This window comes from Litorisediminivivens sp. KMU-197 (genome assembly GCF_056858395.1).
In genome coordinates this window covers 738,527-756,677 of record NZ_JBXEQG010000001.1, presented here as the reverse complement: position 1 = coordinate 756,677, position 18,151 = coordinate 738,527, and the positions used below count along the sequence as shown (strand labels likewise).

Annotated in this window: 17 protein-coding genes; all 17 read left to right on the top strand. The window is 63.3% G+C overall.

Annotated features, from left to right (window positions below):
• Positions 1-48: 48 nt before the first annotated feature.
• The 17 genes from AC04PT_RS03615 (at position 49) to lpxB (ending at position 18,143) form a co-directional block, all read left to right on the top strand.
• Positions 49-1,047, top strand: coding sequence for a carbohydrate ABC transporter permease (locus AC04PT_RS03615; RefSeq protein WP_482872144.1), 999 nt, complete (start codon positions 49-51; stop codon positions 1,045-1,047).
• 12 nt (positions 1,048-1,059) lie between these two features.
• Positions 1,060-2,199: a carbohydrate ABC transporter permease gene (locus AC04PT_RS03610; protein ID WP_482872143.1), complete on the top strand. Its 1,140-nt coding sequence runs from the start codon at positions 1,060-1,062 to the stop codon at positions 2,197-2,199.
• Positions 2,199-3,854: a beta-galactosidase BglA gene (gene bglA, locus AC04PT_RS03605; protein ID WP_482872142.1), complete on the top strand. Its 1,656-nt coding sequence runs from the start codon at positions 2,199-2,201 to the stop codon at positions 3,852-3,854. Before AC04PT_RS03610 ends, bglA begins: the two co-directional genes overlap by 1 nt.
• 20 nt (positions 3,855-3,874) lie before the next feature.
• Positions 3,875-4,963 (top strand): ABC transporter ATP-binding protein, encoded by a 1,089-nt coding sequence (locus AC04PT_RS03600; RefSeq protein ID WP_482872141.1) that lies wholly within the window; start codon positions 3,875-3,877, stop codon positions 4,961-4,963.
• Positions 4,964-5,007: 44 nt separating this feature from the next.
• Positions 5,008-6,642, top strand: a complete 1,635-nt coding sequence (locus AC04PT_RS03595) for a hypothetical protein (RefSeq protein ID WP_482872139.1) — start codon at positions 5,008-5,010, stop codon at positions 6,640-6,642.
• Between the two features lie 96 nt (positions 6,643-6,738).
• Entirely contained in the window at positions 6,739-7,302 is a 564-nt protein-coding gene (gene frr, locus AC04PT_RS03590) for a ribosome recycling factor (RefSeq protein ID WP_482872138.1), read from the top strand.
• A 60-nt stretch (positions 7,303-7,362) separates the two neighbouring features.
• Positions 7,363-8,097: an isoprenyl transferase gene (locus tag AC04PT_RS03585; protein WP_482872137.1), complete on the top strand. Its 735-nt coding sequence runs from the start codon at positions 7,363-7,365 to the stop codon at positions 8,095-8,097.
• Between the two features lie 3 nt (positions 8,098-8,100).
• Positions 8,101-8,895 (top strand): phosphatidate cytidylyltransferase, encoded by a 795-nt coding sequence (locus AC04PT_RS03580; protein WP_482872136.1) that lies wholly within the window; start codon positions 8,101-8,103, stop codon positions 8,893-8,895.
• Entirely contained in the window at positions 8,892-10,061 is a 1,170-nt protein-coding gene (dxr, locus tag AC04PT_RS03575; RefSeq protein ID WP_482872135.1) for a 1-deoxy-D-xylulose-5-phosphate reductoisomerase, read from the top strand. The genes AC04PT_RS03580 and dxr overlap by 4 nt, the downstream gene beginning before the upstream one ends.
• A gap of 21 nt (positions 10,062-10,082) precedes the next feature.
• The gene (gene rseP / locus AC04PT_RS03570) at positions 10,083-11,432 is read left to right on the top strand and encodes an RIP metalloprotease RseP (protein WP_482872133.1); all 1,350 of its coding nucleotides are present in this window, start codon (positions 10,083-10,085) and stop codon (positions 11,430-11,432) included.
• A 142-nt stretch (positions 11,433-11,574) separates the two neighbouring features.
• A complete protein-coding gene (locus AC04PT_RS03565; protein ID WP_482872132.1) occupies positions 11,575-11,703 on the top strand; it encodes a hypothetical protein in 129 nt (42 codons plus the stop codon).
• Between the two features lie 161 nt (positions 11,704-11,864).
• A complete protein-coding gene (gene bamA, locus AC04PT_RS03560) occupies positions 11,865-14,180 on the top strand; it encodes an outer membrane protein assembly factor BamA (protein WP_482872131.1) in 2,316 nt (771 codons plus the stop codon).
• 16 nt (positions 14,181-14,196) lie between these two features.
• Positions 14,197-14,811, top strand: coding sequence for an OmpH/Skp family outer membrane protein (locus tag AC04PT_RS03555; protein ID WP_482872130.1), 615 nt, complete (start codon positions 14,197-14,199; stop codon positions 14,809-14,811).
• A gap of 100 nt (positions 14,812-14,911) precedes the next feature.
• Entirely contained in the window at positions 14,912-15,373 is a 462-nt protein-coding gene (fabZ, locus tag AC04PT_RS03550) for a 3-hydroxyacyl-ACP dehydratase FabZ (RefSeq protein ID WP_482872439.1), read from the top strand.
• Entirely contained in the window at positions 15,373-16,164 is a 792-nt protein-coding gene (lpxA, locus tag AC04PT_RS03545) for an acyl-ACP--UDP-N-acetylglucosamine O-acyltransferase (protein ID WP_482872129.1), read from the top strand. Before fabZ ends, lpxA begins: the two co-directional genes overlap by 1 nt.
• A 4-nt stretch (positions 16,165-16,168) precedes the next feature.
• Complete coding sequence (locus tag AC04PT_RS03540) at positions 16,169-16,972, top strand: LpxI family protein (protein ID WP_482872128.1); 804 nt, start codon at positions 16,169-16,171, stop codon at positions 16,970-16,972.
• A 1-nt stretch (position 16,973) separates the two neighbouring features.
• Positions 16,974-18,143, top strand: a complete 1,170-nt coding sequence (lpxB, locus tag AC04PT_RS03535; RefSeq protein ID WP_482872127.1) for a lipid-A-disaccharide synthase — start codon at positions 16,974-16,976, stop codon at positions 18,141-18,143.
• The last annotated feature ends 8 nt before the right edge of the window (positions 18,144-18,151 follow it).

Here is an 18,151-nt window from a genome sequence, read left to right as displayed (position 1 = left end):
GTATTCCTGACGACAGCACGCACAAGCCACGTTCAGAGGGAGGCGGACATGCATCCAGCCATCATGGGTCTTTTGACCATCGTCATCGGTGTCGGGGGCTGTATCGGATACTTCTACTTCTCGAACATGCTGCTGGACAAGGTGCTGTTCCCGGCCTCGGGCCCCAACGCCGGGCGGAACATCAACCGCGCCAACCAGATCCGGCCGTGGCTGTTTCTCTTCCCCGCTCTCTTCGCGCTCGGCCTCTACCTCGCCTATCCAGTCTTCGCCACGCTTTGGCTGTCGCTGACCGACCGCGATCAGGGCGGCGCCTTCGTGGGGCTCGCGAACTATCGGCAGATGATGAGCGAGGACAAGTTCTGGGAAGCCATGCGCAATAACATGCTCTGGCTGATCGTGGTGCCCGCAATGTCGACCGGGTTCGGCCTGCTGGCGGCGCAACTGACCGATCGGATTTCCTGGGGCAACTTCGCCAAGTCGCTGATTTTCATGCCGATGGCGATTTCCTTCGTCGGGGCCTCGGTGATCTGGAAACTGATCTATGACACCCGGCCCGAAGGCACAGACCAGATCGGCGTGCTGAACGCGATCTGGGTGGCGATGGGCGGCGAGCCGCAGCAATGGCTGACGCTGATCCCTTGGAACAACTTCCTGCTGATGGTGGTGCTGGTCTGGATCCAGACCGGTTTTGCCATGGTGATCCTCTCGGCCGCCCTGCGCGGCATCCCGGAAGAGACCATCGAGGCAGCAATCATCGACGGCGCCAGCCCGATGCAGATATTCTTCAAGATCAAGGTACCGCAGATTATGCCGACCATCGTAGTGGTCTGGACGACGATCACGCTGGTGGTGCTGAAGATCTTCGACATCGTGCTGGCGATGACCAACGGCCAGTGGGAAACGCAGGTGCTGGCCAACTACATGTACGACAAGCTGTTCCGCGCCTTCGACTGGGGTGTGGGGTCTGCCTCGGCGATGGTGATCATGCTGCTGGTCACACCGATCCTTGTCTGGAACGTGCACAACGCGCGCAAAGAGATGCGCTGAGGGGGCCGGGACATGGACAATATCGCAGGACAGAAATCGACGTTGACATGGGCGGTCCACATCGCGGTGCTGCTTTTGGTGCTGGCGTGGGTGTTCCCGACTTTGGGACTGCTGGTCAGCTCGTTCCGCACGTCCGACCAGATTTCGTCGTCGGGATGGTGGGCTTCGCTTACCACGCAGGAACAGCAGTTGCCGGCGATACGGCTTGCGGGTGAGCAAACGCGGGACGCCGACCTTTACGTGATCGAGGGAAACCTGTTTCCCGACAGCGCCACCACGGTGACCGCTTGGGGAACGTCGTCCCGCGCGCCCACCGCCTATGCCGCCGGCGATACCGCGGATCTGGGCGATGGCGAGACCCTGACCCTGGACGCAACCGGGGATTACCGCCTTTCCGGACCGGAAAGCTGGGAGGGGCAACGCCTGCCGCGGGTCTTCACCACCGCGTCCACACCGCCCGAGTTCACGCTCGACAACTACGTCAACGTGCTCACCTCGGATACCGCGGGGGCGGGCATTTCGCGGGCCTTCATCAACACGCTGACGGTGGCGATCCCGGCGACGATCATCCCGATCCTCGTGGCGGCCTTCGCTGCCTATGCACTGGCCTGGATGGACTTTCCGGGGCGCGCCCTGCTGATTGCGACCGTGGTCGGCCTGCTGGTGGTTCCGTTGCAGCTGGCGTTGATCCCGCTGCTTCAACTTCACAACGCAGTGGGCATCGGCAAAGGCTATCTCGGCGTCTGGCTGGCGCACACCGGCTTTGGCCTGCCGCTGGCGATTTACCTGCTCAGAAACTACATGGTCGGACTGCCGCGCGACATCATCGAAAACGCGCGCGTCGATGGCGCCTCGGAGTTTCAGATCTTCACCAAGATCATTCTGCCGCTCAGCTTCCCGGCGCTGGCCTCTTTCGCGATCTTCCAGTTCCTCTGGACATGGAACGACCTGCTTGTGGCGTTGGTCTTCCTCGGCACGGATGACGAGACGCTGATCCTCACCGGCCGGTTGGTCAACCTGATGGGCTCGCGCGGCGGGCAGTGGGAAATCCTTGCGACATCGGCCTTCGTCTCGATCGTAGTGCCGCTGATCGTCTTCTTCGCAATGCAACGTTACCTCGTACGCGGCCTGCTGGCCGGATCGGTGAAATAATGACCCTTCATACGGATATTCAGATGAAACCTTCCCGACAGGAAGATCAGGACTGGTGGCGCGGCGGCGTGATCTACCAGATCTACCCGCGCTCTTACCAGGACAGCAACGGCGACGGGATCGGCGACCTGAACGGCATCACCAGCCGCCTGCCGCATATCGCATCGCTCGGGGTAGACGCGATCTGGATCTCGCCTTTCTTCACCTCGCCGATGAAAGACTTCGGCTATGACGTTTCGGACTATTGCGACGTCGACCCGATGTTCGGCACGCTGTCGGATTTCGATGTGCTGGTGCAGACGGCGCATGATCTGGGTCTCAAGGTGATGATTGACCAGGTCTTGTCGCACACCTCTGACCAGCACGCCTGGTTCAAGGAAAGCCGGCAGAGCCGCGACAACCCCAAGGCCGACTGGTACGTCTGGGCCGACCCCAAGGAGGATGGCACGCCGCCAAACAACTGGCTGTCGATCTTCGGCGGTTCCGGCTGGCAATGGGACACCCGGCGCGAGCAATACTACCTGCACAACTTCCTGACCACGCAGCCGGACCTGAACTTCCACTGCCCCGAGGTGCAGGACGCATTGCTGGACAGCGTGCGCTTCTGGCTGGACCGCGGTGTCGATGGCTTCCGTTTAGATACGATCAATTTCTATATCCATGACAAGCAGTTGCGCGACAATCCTCCATTGCCGAAAGAGATGCGCAACGCCTCGATCGCGCCGTCGGTGAACCCCTACAACTACCAGCTTCACATCCATTCGAAGAACCAACCCGAGAACCTCGACTTCCTGCGCCGGTTTCGAGCGTTGCTGAACGAATACCCCGGCACCACGGCGGTGGGCGAGGTGGGCGATGCGCAGCGCGGACTCGAAATCATGGGTGAATACACCTCGGGCGGCGACAAGGCGCATATGTGCTATGCCTTCGACTTCCTGTCGGGCAAGGATCTGACGGCGCAGCGGGTGGTCGACGTGCTGACGGCGGTGGACGAGGTCGCGCCCGACGCCTGGCCCTGCTGGGCGTTTTCCAATCACGATGTGCCGCGACATGTCACCCGCTGGGGACTCACACCGCAGGCGGCCAAGGCCTATGCGACGCTTATTCACTGCCTGCGCGGCTCGGTGTGCCTGTACCAAGGTGAGGAATTGGCCCTGCCGGAGGCCGAGGTCGCTTTCGAAGACCTGCGGGACCCCTATGGCATCGAGTTCTGGCCTGAATTCAAGGGTCGCGACGGCTGCCGCACGCCGATGGTCTGGAACCCCTCGAACCAGAACGGCGGTTTCACCGACGGCACACCCTGGCTTCCTGTCAGCCGCGAGCATCTGCGCCTGTCGGTCGCCGATCAGGAGATTACGCCTGATGCGGTCCTGCACCATTACCGGCTGGCGCTTTCCTTCCGGCACGCCCACACAGCGCTGGTCAAGGGCGCCCATAGCGAGATTACCGCCACTGGCGATGTGCTTTGTTTCGTCCGCAGCCACAAGGATGAAACGCTGTTCTGCGCTTTCAATCTGAGCGACCAGCCCGGCGCCATCGACATGCCCGAGGGCGACTGGATGCAGATCGGGCAGGAGCTGGGCTCTGCCGCGCCTCAGCCCGACGGCAAGCTGCATCTTGGACCGTGGCAGCCCGCGCTCGCCCGCAAACGATAACGCCCGAAGGAGACAGACCCATGGCCAATCTCAAGTTGACCGATGTCGAGAAAACCTACGCGGGCGCGGTCAATGTGCTCAACAACATCGACCTCGATATCACTACCGGCGAACTGGTGGTTTTTGTCGGGCCCTCGGGTTGCGGCAAGTCCACGCTTCTGCGGATGATCGCGGGGCTGGAGAAGATCACCTCGGGCACGCTGGAGATCGACGGGCAGGTGGTCAACGACGTGCCGCCCAGCCAGCGTGGCATCGCCATGGTGTTCCAGTCTTACGCGCTCTATCCGCATATGACGGTGCGCGAGAACATGTCGTTCGCGCTGAAGATCGCCAAGAAGCCGCAAGCCGAGATCGACACGGCGGTGGAACGCGCCGCAAAGCTTCTGCAACTCGAACCTTACCTCGACCGTCTGCCCAAGGCACTGTCGGGCGGTCAGCGTCAGCGTGTCGCCATCGGCCGATCGATCGTGCGCGACCCCAAGGTCTATCTGTTCGATGAACCGCTGTCGAACCTCGACGCCGCGCTGCGGGTGGCGACGCGGATCGAGATTGCCAAGCTGAAGGAGCAGATGCCCGAGTCCACGATGATCTATGTCACCCATGACCAGGTCGAGGCGATGACGCTGGCGACACGGATCGTGGTGCTGGCCAACAAGGGGATCGCTCAGGTGGGCAGCCCGCTGGAGCTTTACGAGCGGCCCAACAGCGAATTCGTGGCGCAGTTCATTGGATCGCCGGCCATGAACCTGCTGCCCGGCCAGGTTGTCAGCACCGGGGCGCAGACCCGCGTGCAAATGGCCGATGGCGGCATCGCGCTGTCGGAGTATCCGACGCGCGAAGGCGACATGGGCATGATGGTCAATGTCGGCGTCCGGCCCGAGGATTTCGTCGAGACCGAGGGCGAGGCCATTTTCGAAGGCAAAGTCGATATCATAGAAGCCTTGGGCGAGGTCACGCTGCTCTATTTCGAGAAGCAGGGCGACAGCGAAGCGGTCATCGGCAAGCTGCAGGGTATTCACACCGACGTTCGCGGCAAGACCGTGCGCCTGACGGCTGATCCGGCCAAGGTGCACCTGTTCGCAAACGGGGTGTCGTTGCTCTATCGCTAGGCTTTTGCCAGTCAGGCTTCACCGACTATTGATCGGTCTCGGAGGTGCAGGCCAGGCTTTCGCGGTCTATCCCATTTGAGGTAACTGATGACCTTCTCCGATGGCCGCAGACTGGCGAAGACGCCGGTTTGCGGCTATTGTTACGGAATACTTTGCGTGGGATTTTCAGCGTGCGGTTCGTTTTCTTTCTGCTTTTCATTTGCTTGTCCGGTGCAGCTCAGGCGGGCACGTTCGATGCCGGCACGCCGGGTGCCTGCCAGCTTCGATTCGACGGATCTCTTGCGCCCGGCGATGCGGACGGTTTGACGGACCACCTCGACGCTTTCACATTGGGCGAGGGCGACACCAAGGAGCAGTTCCTCTGCCTCTCCGGCGGCGACGGATCGCTGTCCGAGGCCCTGCGCATGGGCCATATTTTGCGCGAACATGGGATCGGCACGCGGATCGAGGCCGGGCAGGAATGTCTGGGAAGCTGTGCCATCCTCTTCTTGACCGGCAGCCGGGTCTACTATGACGACTTCCAACCGGATGTCGTTGCCCGCCGCTTTGCCAATCGTGTCATGCATGCAACCGCTCGGCTCGGGTTCGTCAGGCCGCAGTTTCGTCTGAAGGGCGATGATGCCACGGTTGAATTCGCCGAGGCACTCGACGCGACCATCGGGCTGATTGAAATCGCCAGCCAGCGCACCGAAACCGGGACGGTCATGCCCCCGGACCTGCTGACCGAGATCTTTGCCGACCGTGGCGGCGACATCTTCTTCATCCGCACGACGGGACAGTCTGCGCGCTGGCGTATCGATGTCGACGGTCTCGACCTGCCGCCGACGTTGACGCCTGTCGCCGCTTGGCACGCTTGCACCAACCTCGCGATCTGGCAGGTGCGCTATGACCCGACGCCGTTCGACTTTGACGAAACCGCCGTGCGCAAACTGCCGGAGTTCGAACGCGATCCGGCTTATGAGGTCTACGGCCCCATGGCCAACGACGCAGAGCACTACTGCCTGCTGCAATATTGGCCGCTCGACGACCGCGAGAATGCACTGTTTGGCTGTGGAGTGCTGGGCGACGAAGGGCTCGTGATCGGCCGGCAGGATTGTTACACCCCGGACGAAACCGACCGCATGGACCTGATCGATACCGACGCCCGCGCCTTCCTGCCTCCGAACACGCCACTGGCCAGTGTGGCCGCGACCCGTGACGGGGATGGCACGGTGGCTTCGCGCGGCCCGGCTCCACCGCAACCGTCCGATCCCGATCGCGGGGCAACCGTTCTGCGCATTCCCGGCCTCTCTCCGTCGGACGTTGCGCAGGATGCGGCTTTCGACGTCACCGGCAAGGCCGAGGCATTCCGTGCGCAGTGCGCCGCAAATACCGGCAACGCCTTCATCACCAATGTGCAGAGCTTCACCAACCTGCGGCCGCAGGCCACTGTTGGCGGCCCCATTCTGGAAGAGGTTGCCCGCGATACGCCGGTGCAGATCACTGCGGGCATGGCGCCCGACCTCGCCGGCATTTCCCCCGCCTGTGCAGAACTCTGCGGGCGCGCCACCGATGCCGCGTTGTCAAGCGCCGAGCAGGCTCTGCTGGATGCCTGCTACGATGACAACGCCTTTTGGTACGAGGTGCGGACGCCCACCGGGCAAGTCGGCTTCCTGTCGGGCAAATTCCTCCGCAAATGACCGTGACATTTGAAACCCGGCGGCATCTGTGCAAAACGGGAGCGCCGGTGTATACCGACGCCAACAGGCTGCCAGACAGGAAAAGAGCAAGCAGACATGTCCGACGATTTCATTCTCGATACCGACGATCTTGAACGCCGCATGCAAGGCGCGATGGCCAGCCTGCGCACTGAATTTGCCTCGCTGCGGACCGGGCGGGCCTCGGCCTCGATGCTCGAGCCGGTGATGGTCGATGCCTATGGCAGCCCGACGCCGATCAATCAGGTTGGCACCGTCAACGTGCCCGAGCCGCGCATGGTTACCGTCAACGTCTGGGACAAGGGATTGGTCGGCAAGGTCGAGAAGGCCATCCGCGAATCCGGACTGGGTATCAACCCGCAGCTGAATGGCACGATCATCATGCTGCCGATCCCTGAGTTGAACGAGGAACGCCGCCGCGATCTTACCAAGGTTGCCGGCCAATATGCCGAAAGCGCTCGCGTCTCGATCCGCAACGTCCGCCGCGACGGGATGGAGCAGATCAAGAAGGCGAAGGCCGACGGGCTCTCCGAAGACGACCAGAAATTCTGGGAAGGCGCTGTGCAGGAGCTGACGGACACCTACGTCAAGAAGGTGGATGCCGCGCTCGAGACCAAGCAGGGCGAGATCATGCAGGTCTGAGCGGCTGCAGGGCTTCGGCCCTGTGAGCATCCCGACATGCGAACCTGAGCAGGAGCCCATATGGCGCGCGACGAGAAAGACCTTGGCCAAGGACAGGGCCCGCGCCATGTGGCGATCATCATGGACGGAAACGGCCGCTGGGCGCAGATGCGCCACCGGCCACGGCTCTTCGGCCACCAGGCCGGCGCGAGAAGAGTGCGCGAGATCGTCGAGGCCTGCCCGGAGTTCGGCGTCAAATACCTGACCATCTTCGCCTTCTCGACCGAAAACTGGAAACGCACCCAGACCGAGGTGGCCGGGTTGATGAGCCTGTTCCGGCGCTACATCCACAAGGAGATGGAAGCCTTTCGTAAGGAAAACGTGCAGGTCCGCTTCATCGGCGACCGGCTGCGGCTGGACGCCAAGCTGCGCGCGCTCATGGACGATGCCGAGGAAACCACCAAGCATTGCACGGGCACCAACCTGACCATCGCGCTGAACTATGGAGGCCGGGATGAGGTCGCCCGCGCAACCAAACGGCTGGCGCAGGACGTCAAGGATGGCCGGCTCGATCCGGCGGATGTGGATGAGGAAACCCTGCCAAAGTACCTGGACACCTGTGTTTTGCCCGATCCTGACCTTGTCATTCGCACCAGCGGAGAGGCGCGCGTTTCGAATTTCCTGCTGTGGCAGTCCGCCTATGCGGAATATGAATTCATCGACACGCTCTGGCCGGATTTCTCGGCCGAGGAGTTCGGCCGGCTGGTCGGTGCCTATGGCCGCCGCGATCGCCGCTTTGGCGCTGTGAGGGTCTGAGCGATGGCAGCTTCGCAGAAATGGGATGACCTCGTGGCGCGGCTCGGCTCCGCCGTGGTGATGATCGCTGTCGGATTGCTGGCGATCTGGATCGGAGGTTGGGTGTTCGGTGCACTCGTTGCGCTGATCGGCGGCGCAATGATCTGGGAATTGGCGCGCATGATCGGCGGAACACAGCAGGTGGCGCTGTTGCTCGGCGGTCTGGCGGGCGGCTGCCTGCTGGTGGCGGGGTTGATCCCCCCCGGCTTTGCGCTGCCCTTGCTGATGGCGCCCGCCTTCGTCGGTCTCAGCCAGTTGAAGCGTCACCGCGCGCTTTTCATGCCGTTCGGCACTGCGATCCTGCTGGCAGGGTTCGGCATGGTGGCGTTGCGCCTGAACTTCGGCCTGACGTGGCTCTTGTGGCTGGTGATTGTTGTCGTCGTCACCGACGTGGCAGGCTATTTCGCCGGCCGAATGATAGGCGGACCCAAGTTCTGGCCCCGCGTGAGCCCTAAGAAAACATGGTCGGGCACCGTTGCCGGCTGGGTCGGCGCGGCGATCGTAGGCCTGATCTTCTGGCTCAGCGGCTTGTCGGGGGCCAATGTCGTGGGCGTCAGCATCGCCATCTCGATGGCGTCGCAGATGGGCGATATTGCCGAAAGCGCGATGAAGCGACGCGTGGGCGTCAAGGACAGTTCCTCGCTGATCCCCGGCCATGGCGGGCTGCTGGACCGCTTCGACGGGATGCTTGGCGCGGCGCTCTTCCTGCTGCTGGTCGAACAGATCATCGCCTTCCCGACCGTTGGTGCAACTCCATGAGAAAAGTGTCGATTTTCGGCGCCACGGGATCCATCGGACAGAACACAATCGACCTGATCGCCCGCGCGCCGGAAAGCTATGACGTGGTGGCTCTCACCGGCGGCCGCAATGTCGCGCAATTGGCGCGCGATGCGCGGCGGTTGAAGGCTCGGGTCGCCGTGACGGCGCATGAAGACTGCCTCGGCGACCTTCGCACGATGCTGGAAGGAACGGGCATAGAGGTGGCGGCGGGCGAGGCGGCGCTGATCGAGGCGGCCTCGCGTCCGGCCAACTGGGTGATGTCGGCCATTGTCGGCGCGGCCGGGCTGGCGCCCGGGCTGCGCGCCTTGGAGCAGGGCGCGACACTGGCGCTGGCCAACAAGGAGAGCATGGTCTGCGCCGGTTCGCTGGTGACAGAGACCGCGCGTCGGAATGGCGGTCGGGTGCTTCCGGTGGACAGCGAACATTCTGCCGTGTTTCAGGCCTTGTTAGGCGAAGACATCGCCGCAGTCGAGCGGGTCATCATCACCGCCTCGGGTGGCGCCTTCCGCGACTGGCCGCTTGAGGATCTGGCCAAAGCCACACCGGCGCAGGCGGCGACGCACCCCAACTGGAATATGGGCCAGCGCATCACCATCGACAGCGCATCGATGTTCAACAAGGCGCTGGAACTGATTGAGACGCGGGAATTTTTCGGCCTTGATCCCAGCCAGATCGAAGCGCTCGTGCACCCTGAAAGCCTGATCCATGCTCTGGTTGGGTTTCGTGACGGCGCGCTGATGGCCCACGTCGGCCCGCCAGACATGCGCCATGCCATCGGCTTCGCGCTGCACTATCCGGCACGGCAGGCGCTTCCAGTGGAACGGCTGGACCTCGCGCAGATCGCCACGCTCAGCTTCCGCGCTCCGGATGACAAGCGCTACCCCGCGTTGAGACTTGCCCGCGAGGTCATGGAAACCGGCGGCCTCTGCGGTGCCGCCTTCAATGCCGCGAAGGAACGCAGCCTCGACCGGTTCATTGGGGGCGACATCGGATTTCTCGACATGGCAACGGTCGTGGAAGAGGTCCTCACCCGATTGTCAGGCCGCGCGGGCCTCATTGACGCCGCAATGACACTTGATAACGTCGCGCGATTGGACCATCTCGCACGGCAAGAGGCGGATAACGTCATCTCCGACAGGACGTAGGGAAACAAAGGGTAGGGCAGCTTGGATATCGCACAATTGATCCCGCAATTCGGTGGCACCTTGTTCACGCTGGTGGCTTTCGTGGTCGCCCTGTCGATCATCGTTGCCATCCACGAATACGGCCACTACATCGTCGGCCGCTGGTCCGGGATCAAGGCGGATGTGTTTTCGCTGGGCTTCGGTCCGGTGCTGTTCTCGCGCGTCGACAAGCACGGCACGCGCTGGCAGGTGGCGGCGCTGCCGCTCGGCGGCTATGTCAAGTTCCGGGGCGATGCGGATGCAGCCTCGGCCACCACTGACGACACTGCGATGCAGGGCATGACCGAGGCCGAGCGCCGGTCGACCATGGCGGGCGCGCCGCTTTGGGCGCGGGTGCTGACCGTGGCGGCGGGGCCAGTCTTCAACTTCATCCTCGCGGTGCTGCTGTTCGCCGTGCTGCTGCTATCGCGCGGCGAGATTTCCGAGCCGCTGACCGTCGGCGACCTGCGTCCCATGCCCACGACGCAGGAGTTGCAGGAAGGCGACGTGCTGCTGGCCATCGAGGGGCGGGAGGTGCCCGCAATCGAAGACCGCACGGCCTTCGATGACCTCGTCACGGCGCTGCCGTACGAGAATGACCTTGCGTATCGTGTCCGCCGCGACGGCGAGGAAATGACCGTCACCGGTCCTTATCCCTATCCCGCGCTGATCACACGGCTGGTGCCACGCTCTGCCGCCTATGACGTCGGGCTGGAGCAGGGCGATGTGATCACCAGTGTGGACGGGCAGGAAATCGCATCGTTCGAGCAGGTCAAGCAGGCGGTCGAAAGCTCGGAGGGCAGGGCGCTTCTGCTCGAGGTCTGGCGTGACGGCGAGGTGCTGGAATTTGCCCTTGCCCCGCGAAGCGTCGACGAACCGGGTGCCGAGGGCGGCTTCGTGAACCATTGGCGCGTCGGTATTGTCGGTGGCGTGTTCTTCGAACCCGCCCGTTCGACGCCCGGCCTGGGCGACGCGGTCACCGGCGCGGTCGTGCAGACATATGCGATCATGGAGGCGTCGATTTCGGGGCTGTGGCACATCATCACTGGCCAGATCTCGACCTGCAACCTGTCGGGACCGGTGGGCATTGCCGAGACCTCGGGCCAGATGGCCGCGCAGGGCACGTCGAACTTCCTGTGGTTCGTGGCTGTGCTGTCTGCGGCGGTGGGCCTGCTGAACCTGTTCCCGATCCCGGTGCTCGATGGCGGCCACCTTGTGTTCTATGCATACGAGGCTGTGGTAGGCCGGCCCCCGCATGACAAGGTGCTCAACGTGCTGATGGCTATCGGTCTGGCGCTGGTGCTTGCGGTGATGGTCTTTTCGATCGGCAACGATCTGGTGCTCTGCCCGTGACGAGCGGGCGTCGGCGGAAATCTCCGCCGCCACCGGCCTTATCGTGTTCGGTTGCGTCATTTTGGCTGGGGCAGATGCCCTAATCCTGCCAGAATCCTTTGCTAGGTGTCCTGCAACACGTCACGCAAGAGAGAGCGGAAAGATGCAGACACTTACCCAAGGCTACCGGGGTTTGCGGCTGATAGCGCACCTCAACACCGACCGTATCCTGTTCATCGTGACCCTGACCGGCGCGTTGGGCCTGTCCGGATATCTGGCGTCCCTTCTCTGAAAAGACCCACATTTTGTGGTCACACTCTGAAAAAACCCGCCTTCGCGGGGTTGCTTGCTTTTGACAACCCGGAATGATCCCGATACTCACCAAGATGAGGGAAGTTTACGGATTGGCGCATGCATATTCGAGTGGGAGCGCCGGCTGTTCGCAGCGCGGCAATGAAATCGGTTAAATCCGTTCTGTTTGCGGGGGTTGCGACCGTCGTCGTTCAGGCAACCGTCATACCGGACCCGGCGCTGGCACAGAGCTATACCTTCAGCCAGGTCAGTATCGAGGGTAATGTCCGCGTCGAGCCCGCGACCATTCTCAGCTATGCCGGAATCGCACGCGGTGAGACCGTCTCGGCGGCACAGTTGAACGACGCCTACCAGCGCATCATCGCCTCCGGTCTTTTCGAGGACGTTGACATTGTCCCGTCGGGCAACACGCTGGTCATCCGCGTTGTCGAGTACCCGACGGTCAACCGGGTGGTGTTTGAAGGCAACCGGCGGCTCAAGGATGAGGATCTGGCCGGACTGGTCACGTCTGCATCCCGCCGGGTTTTCAACGCCGCCGAGGCTGAACGCGACGCTCAATTGATCGTTCAGGCCTATTCCGAGCAGGGACGCGTCTCGGCGCGGGTCACCCCGAAACTGATCCGCCGCTCGGACAATCGTGTCGACCTGGTGTTCGAAATTCTCGAAGGCGGGGTGGTCGAGGTCGAGCGGATTTCCTTCGTCGGCAACTCGCAGTACTCCGACCGGCGCCTGCGCCGCGTTCTTGAAACTAAGCAGGCGGGCCTGTTCCGCGCCATCATCCGCCGCGACAACTTTGTTCAGGACCGCATTGCCTTCGACCGGCAGGTGCTGACCGATTTCTATCAGTCTCGCGGTTATGTCGATTTCATCATCCATTCGGTGAATGCCGAGCTGACCGAGGAACGCGACGGCTATTTCATCAGCTTCAACGTTCAGGAAGGTCAGAAATTCACCTTTGGCGATGTGTCCGTCGTCTCGGACGTGACCGGGGTCAATACCGACGATTTCGCCGATATCATCAAGATTCGTCAGGGCGTGACCTATTCACCCGCGCTCGTCGAGAACGAAATCGCGCGCATGGAACGGCTGGCCAACAAGAAGGGCCTCAACTTTATCCGGGTCGAACCCCGCGTGACACGCAATGAGCGGACGCTGGAACTGGACATCGAATTCGTCATCAGCCGCGGACAGCGCGTCTTCATCGAGCGGATCGACATCGAGGGCAATACCACAACGCTGGACCGCGTCGTGCGGCGGCAGTTCAAGGTGGTCGAGGGCGATCCCTTCAATCCGCGTGAAATCCGGGAATCCGCCGAGCGGATCCGCGCGCTGGGGTTCTTTTCCTCCGCCGACGTAGAGGCGCGGGAAGGTTCCTCGCCCGATCAGGTGATCGTCGATGTCGATGTCGAAGAGACACCGACCGGCTCGATCGGCTTCGGCGGGTCCTATTCCACCGACGGTGGCGTCGGCGCGAACATCTCGTTCCGGGAGCGCAACTTTCTGGGACGGGGTCAGCAGCTGGCCTTCAGCTTTTCGACCGGATCGGGCACTTCCAACTATTCGTTCAGCTTCGCTGAACCCGCATTCCTGAACCGTGACGTCCGGTTCGGCATATCCCTTGGCTATTCCGAGACCGACAACCAGTATGACGACAGCTTCGACACCACCACCGGTTTCTTTTCGACCAGCCTGACGTTCCCGGTCGCCGAATACAGCACCCTGCAAACCCGTTACGGGCTGCGCTATAACGAAATGCGCAATGCCGGCGACAGCGTCGGTGATATCATCGGCGCCGAGGTCGCGCGGGGCGGGCTTTATACCAGCGGGATCGGCTACACCTACAGCTATGACACCATCGACCGCGGGCTTGACCCGACGGCCGGCGTCCGTCTGGAATTTTCGCAGGATTTCAACGGTGTCGGCGGCGATGTGACATCGGTGTCCAGCACGGCGCGCGCGATTGCGCAGAAGAAGGTGCGCAACGAAGAGGTCACCCTGCGCGCGGTGTTCGAGGGCGGCGCACTCTGGACCCAAGGCGACGAGGGTAGCCGCGTGGTGGACAGGTTCCGCCTCGGCTCCGGCCGTATGCGCGGGTTCGAACCCGGCGGTCTCGGACCGCGCGAAATCGGGCCGGGCGTGAACGACCCGCTAGGCGGCAACTATTTCGCCGTGGCACGGTTCGAAGCCGAGTTCCCGCTGGGTCTGCCAGAGGAATACGGTCTGTCGGGCGGTCTGTTCTACGACGTCGGCGCGCTCTGGGGTTTGGACGATACCACGACGACCACCGCCGGCCACAGCGTCGTGGGCGAGGACGCCTCGGCGCGTCACGTGATCGGGGCCTCGCTGTTCTGGACCACCGCCATCGGTCCGCTGCGCTTCAACTTCACCAGGACGTTGCAGAAGGAAGAGTTCGACGAAGACCGGCTCTTCGAATTCACCATTGCGACCGACTTCTGACAAGGCCCCCAAGGCAATGACCGGCTGGCTGGCACGCGTCGCCGCGATGCTTGCGCTCGTGTGGACCGTTCCGGCGCTGGCGCAACAACAGCAGGACCCTGCCCAGGGCCTGCGCAGTCCGATCCTGGTGATCGACTTCGATGAGCTGTTTCAGGTCTCGGACTACGGCCAGCGCATTCAGACCGCGCTGGAAGAGCGTCGTCGGGCGCTTGCCGAGGAGATCGCTGCAATCGATGCCGAAATGGCGGCTGAGGAAAAGCAGCTCACCCGGCAGCGCAGCGAATTGTCCGCCGAGGAATTTCGCGACCTCGCGGACGCCTTCGACGAAAAGGTGCAGCGGCTCCGGGCCGAGCAGGACGAAAAGGCGATGGCCCTCAACCGTGAGCAATCCGAGGAGGAGCTGCGCTTTCGCCAGGCGGCGCTTCCCATCGTCGGCAAGCTCATGCTCGACACCGGTGCGCTGATCATCGTCGAGAAACGCAACCTTGTCGTGTTCAACGACGGCATCGACGTGACCGCGCTTGCCGCTCGCAGGCTTGATGCGGCGGTGGCCGCGCGCGAGGTCGGCGAAGAGGATACGCCGCCTGAAACCGATGACACCCTCGATCCCGAAGCCCTGCCGCAGGAATAGCTTGCCTGCGCAAATGCTTGCCGCGACGCGCGTCGGTTGCTAGGGGTTTTCACAAGGAGCGCCGGCCGCGCCGCTGCCCATGACCGATAGAGGAAACGCCATGACCGAAGCCCTGCAAAGCGCGGATATCCAGTTGATCCAGAAGATCCTGCCGCACCGCTATCCGTTTCTGCTGGTGGACAAGGTGGTCGACATCGACAGCTACAAATCGGCGCGTGGCATCAAGAACGTCACCATGAACGAGCCCCACTTCCAGGGCCACTTTCCCGGCGTGCCGATCATGCCCGGCGTCACAATTGTCGAGGCGATGGCCCAGACCTCCGGCGTCATGATCGGGGTCGGAGCGGACTTGGTGGGAACCGACCTGCTGATCTATTTCATGTCGATCGACAAGTGCAAGTTCCGGCGCAAGGTGATACCCGGCGACGTGCTGGAAATGGAGGTCACAACCCTGCGCGGCAAGCCCGGCGGCAAGGTCTGGAAATTTGCTGGCAAGGCCACGGTCGATGGCGAAATGGCGGCGGAATGCGAATTCTCGGCCATGGTGGACATGTCCTCCTGATGGCCGAAAGCGTCATCCATCCCAGCGCCGTGATCGAGCCCGGTGCCCAGATCGGCCCCGGCTGTCGCATCGGTCCGTTCTGCCATGTTGGGCCCGACGTGACGCTGGGGCCGGGGGTGGAGCTGAAAAGCCACGTTGTCGTCTCGGGCGTGACCGACATCGGCGAGGACACCGTGATATTTCCCTTTGCGGTGATCGGAGAGATTCCGCAGGATCTCAAATTCGCCGGCGAGAAGACCCGCCTTGTGATCGGCAAGCGCAACCGCATCCGCGAGCACGTGACGATGAACACGGGGACCGAGGGCGGCGGCGGCCTGACCCGTGTCGGCGATGACGGTCTGTTCATGGCAGGCTGCCATGTCGCGCATGACGTGCAGATCGGCGACCGCGTGATCATCGTCAACAACGCCGCGCTGGCGGGCCATTGCGTGCTGGGCGACGAGGTGATCGTCGGCGGGTTGTCGGGCGTGCATCAGTTCGTCCGCATCGGCCGTGGCGCGATCATCGGCGCGGTTACCATGGTCACCAACGACGTCATTCCGCATGGGCTGGTGCAGGCCCCGCGCGGCCGTCTCGACGGGCTGAACCTCGTCGGTCTCAAACGTCGTGGGCTGAGCCGTGCGGACATCTCCGAGCTGCGCGCGGCGTTCCAGCGGCTCTCGAAGGGCGAAGGCTCTTTCGTGGAACGCGCCCGCGCCCTGGGTGACGACAGCGACAACGAACATGTCCGCCAGATCGTCGACTTCGTGCTGGGGCAGAGTGACCGGCACTACCTGACCCCGGGCGGCTAGGGCGATGGGCGGCAAGCTGGCAATCCTGGCGGGCAGCGGCACCATGCCCGCGGCCTTGGCCACGGCACATCCCGACGCGGTCTGCATCACCTTCGAGGGTGTCGAAGCACCGCTGCCCCGGGTCGATGCGCACCACCGGTTTGAGGCTTTCGGAGGTTTTCTGGACGATCTCAGGGCGCGCGGCGTCACGCGGGTGGTTCTGGCAGGCGGGGTCGGGCGGCCTCCGCTCGATCCGGCGCAGTTCGATCCCTTCATGGCCGCGCTCGCCCCGCGTCTTTTGGCGGCCCTGCAGGGCGGGGACGATGCGCTGGCACGCCTGGTGATCGGGGTATTCGAAGAGAACGGCTTCGACGTCATCGGTGCGCATGAATTGCTGCCGGGCCTCACGGCGGCGCCGGGTCTTCTTGCCGGACAGACGCCGACCGAGCAGAACCAGGCCGATATCGCGCGGGCTACCGATATTCTGCTGGCGCTCTCACCGCTGGATGTGGGGCAGGGCGCGGTGGTGGCCAACGGTCTCGCACTCGGGATCGAGACGCAACAGGGCACCGACGCCATGCTTCGTTTCGTTGCCGAGACCCCGGCGACCCTGCGGGGCACAGGCGGCGTGCTGGTCAAGCGTCCCAAGGCCGGGCAAGACCTGCGCGTCGACATGCCCGCCATAGGCCCCTACACCGTCGCGAATGCCGCGGCAGCCGGCCTCGACGGCATCGTCATCGCCGCCAACCGCGTGGTGCTGATCGAGCGAGACGCGCTGATCACGGCCGCGGAGACGACCGGCACCTTCATCCTCGCCGACGACAGCTGAGATGCGCATCTTCCTGATCGCGGGCGAACCTTCGGGCGACAAGCTGGGCGCGGCGCTGATGCAGGGCTTCCGCAGGTTGCTGCCGGACACCGAGTTAGACTTCATCGGGGTCGGCGGTCCACGGATGGAAGAGGAGGGCCTCGCCAGCATATTCCCGATGGACGACATCAGCGTCATGGGCGTGGCCGAGATCCTGTCTCAATACGGCGCGCTCAAGGCTCGCGTGGTGCAGGCCGCGGACGCGGTCGTCGCGGCGCAACCCGACGTGCTCATCACCATCGACCTGCCCGAGTTCTGCCTGCGCGTCGCGAAGATCGTGAAGTCGAAAAGCGATCTCCGCACTGTGCACTACGTGGCGCCGACCGTCTGGGCCTGGCGTCCGGGCCGGGCCGCGAAAATGGCCCGCCACATCGACCATGTGCTGGCGCTTCTGCCGTTCGAGCCCCCCTATATGCGAGCCGCCGGGATGCGCTGCGATTTCGTGGGGCACCCGGTGGTGACCGACCCTGTCGCAACCGAGGCCGAAGCCACCGCCTTCCGCGAAGCCCACGGACTGGGTGATGCGCCGTTGCTGCTGGCCCTTCCCGGATCGCGCAAGAGCGAAGTCTTGCGGCTGGGGCCGATCTTCGCCGACGTGATGGGGCACATTCGGCAACATCGGGATGACATCCGCGTCGTCGTGCCAGCGGCGGCTCCGGTCGTCGATCTGGTGCGTGCGGAAATCTCAAGCTGGCCCGGGGATGTGCTGGTCCTCGATGGCACCGCAGCCGACGCCCAGGCCGAGAAAAGAGCGGCCTTCCGTGCTGCCGATTTGGCTTTGGCGGCATCCGGCACCGTCTCGCTCGAGCTTGCGGCCGCGGGTACGCCCATGGTGATCGCTTACGACATGAGCTGGTTGTCGCGGCAGATCATTCCACGGCTTCTGCGCATTGATACCGTTACGCTGGTCAATCTGGTCTCTGAAACCCGCGCAGTCCCCGAATTCATCGGCCGGAACTGCATACCCGAAGACATTGCCCAGGCCCTGATCGCGCTGGCCCACAATCCCGACACGCAAGCGGATGCCATGGCACTGACTATGCAGCGGCTGGGAAATGACAGCGATCCGCCAGGGGAACGGGCCGCGCGCGCGGTGCTGGACGGGCTCGGGATATTTCCGACGGCGCAATGAAAACGCCG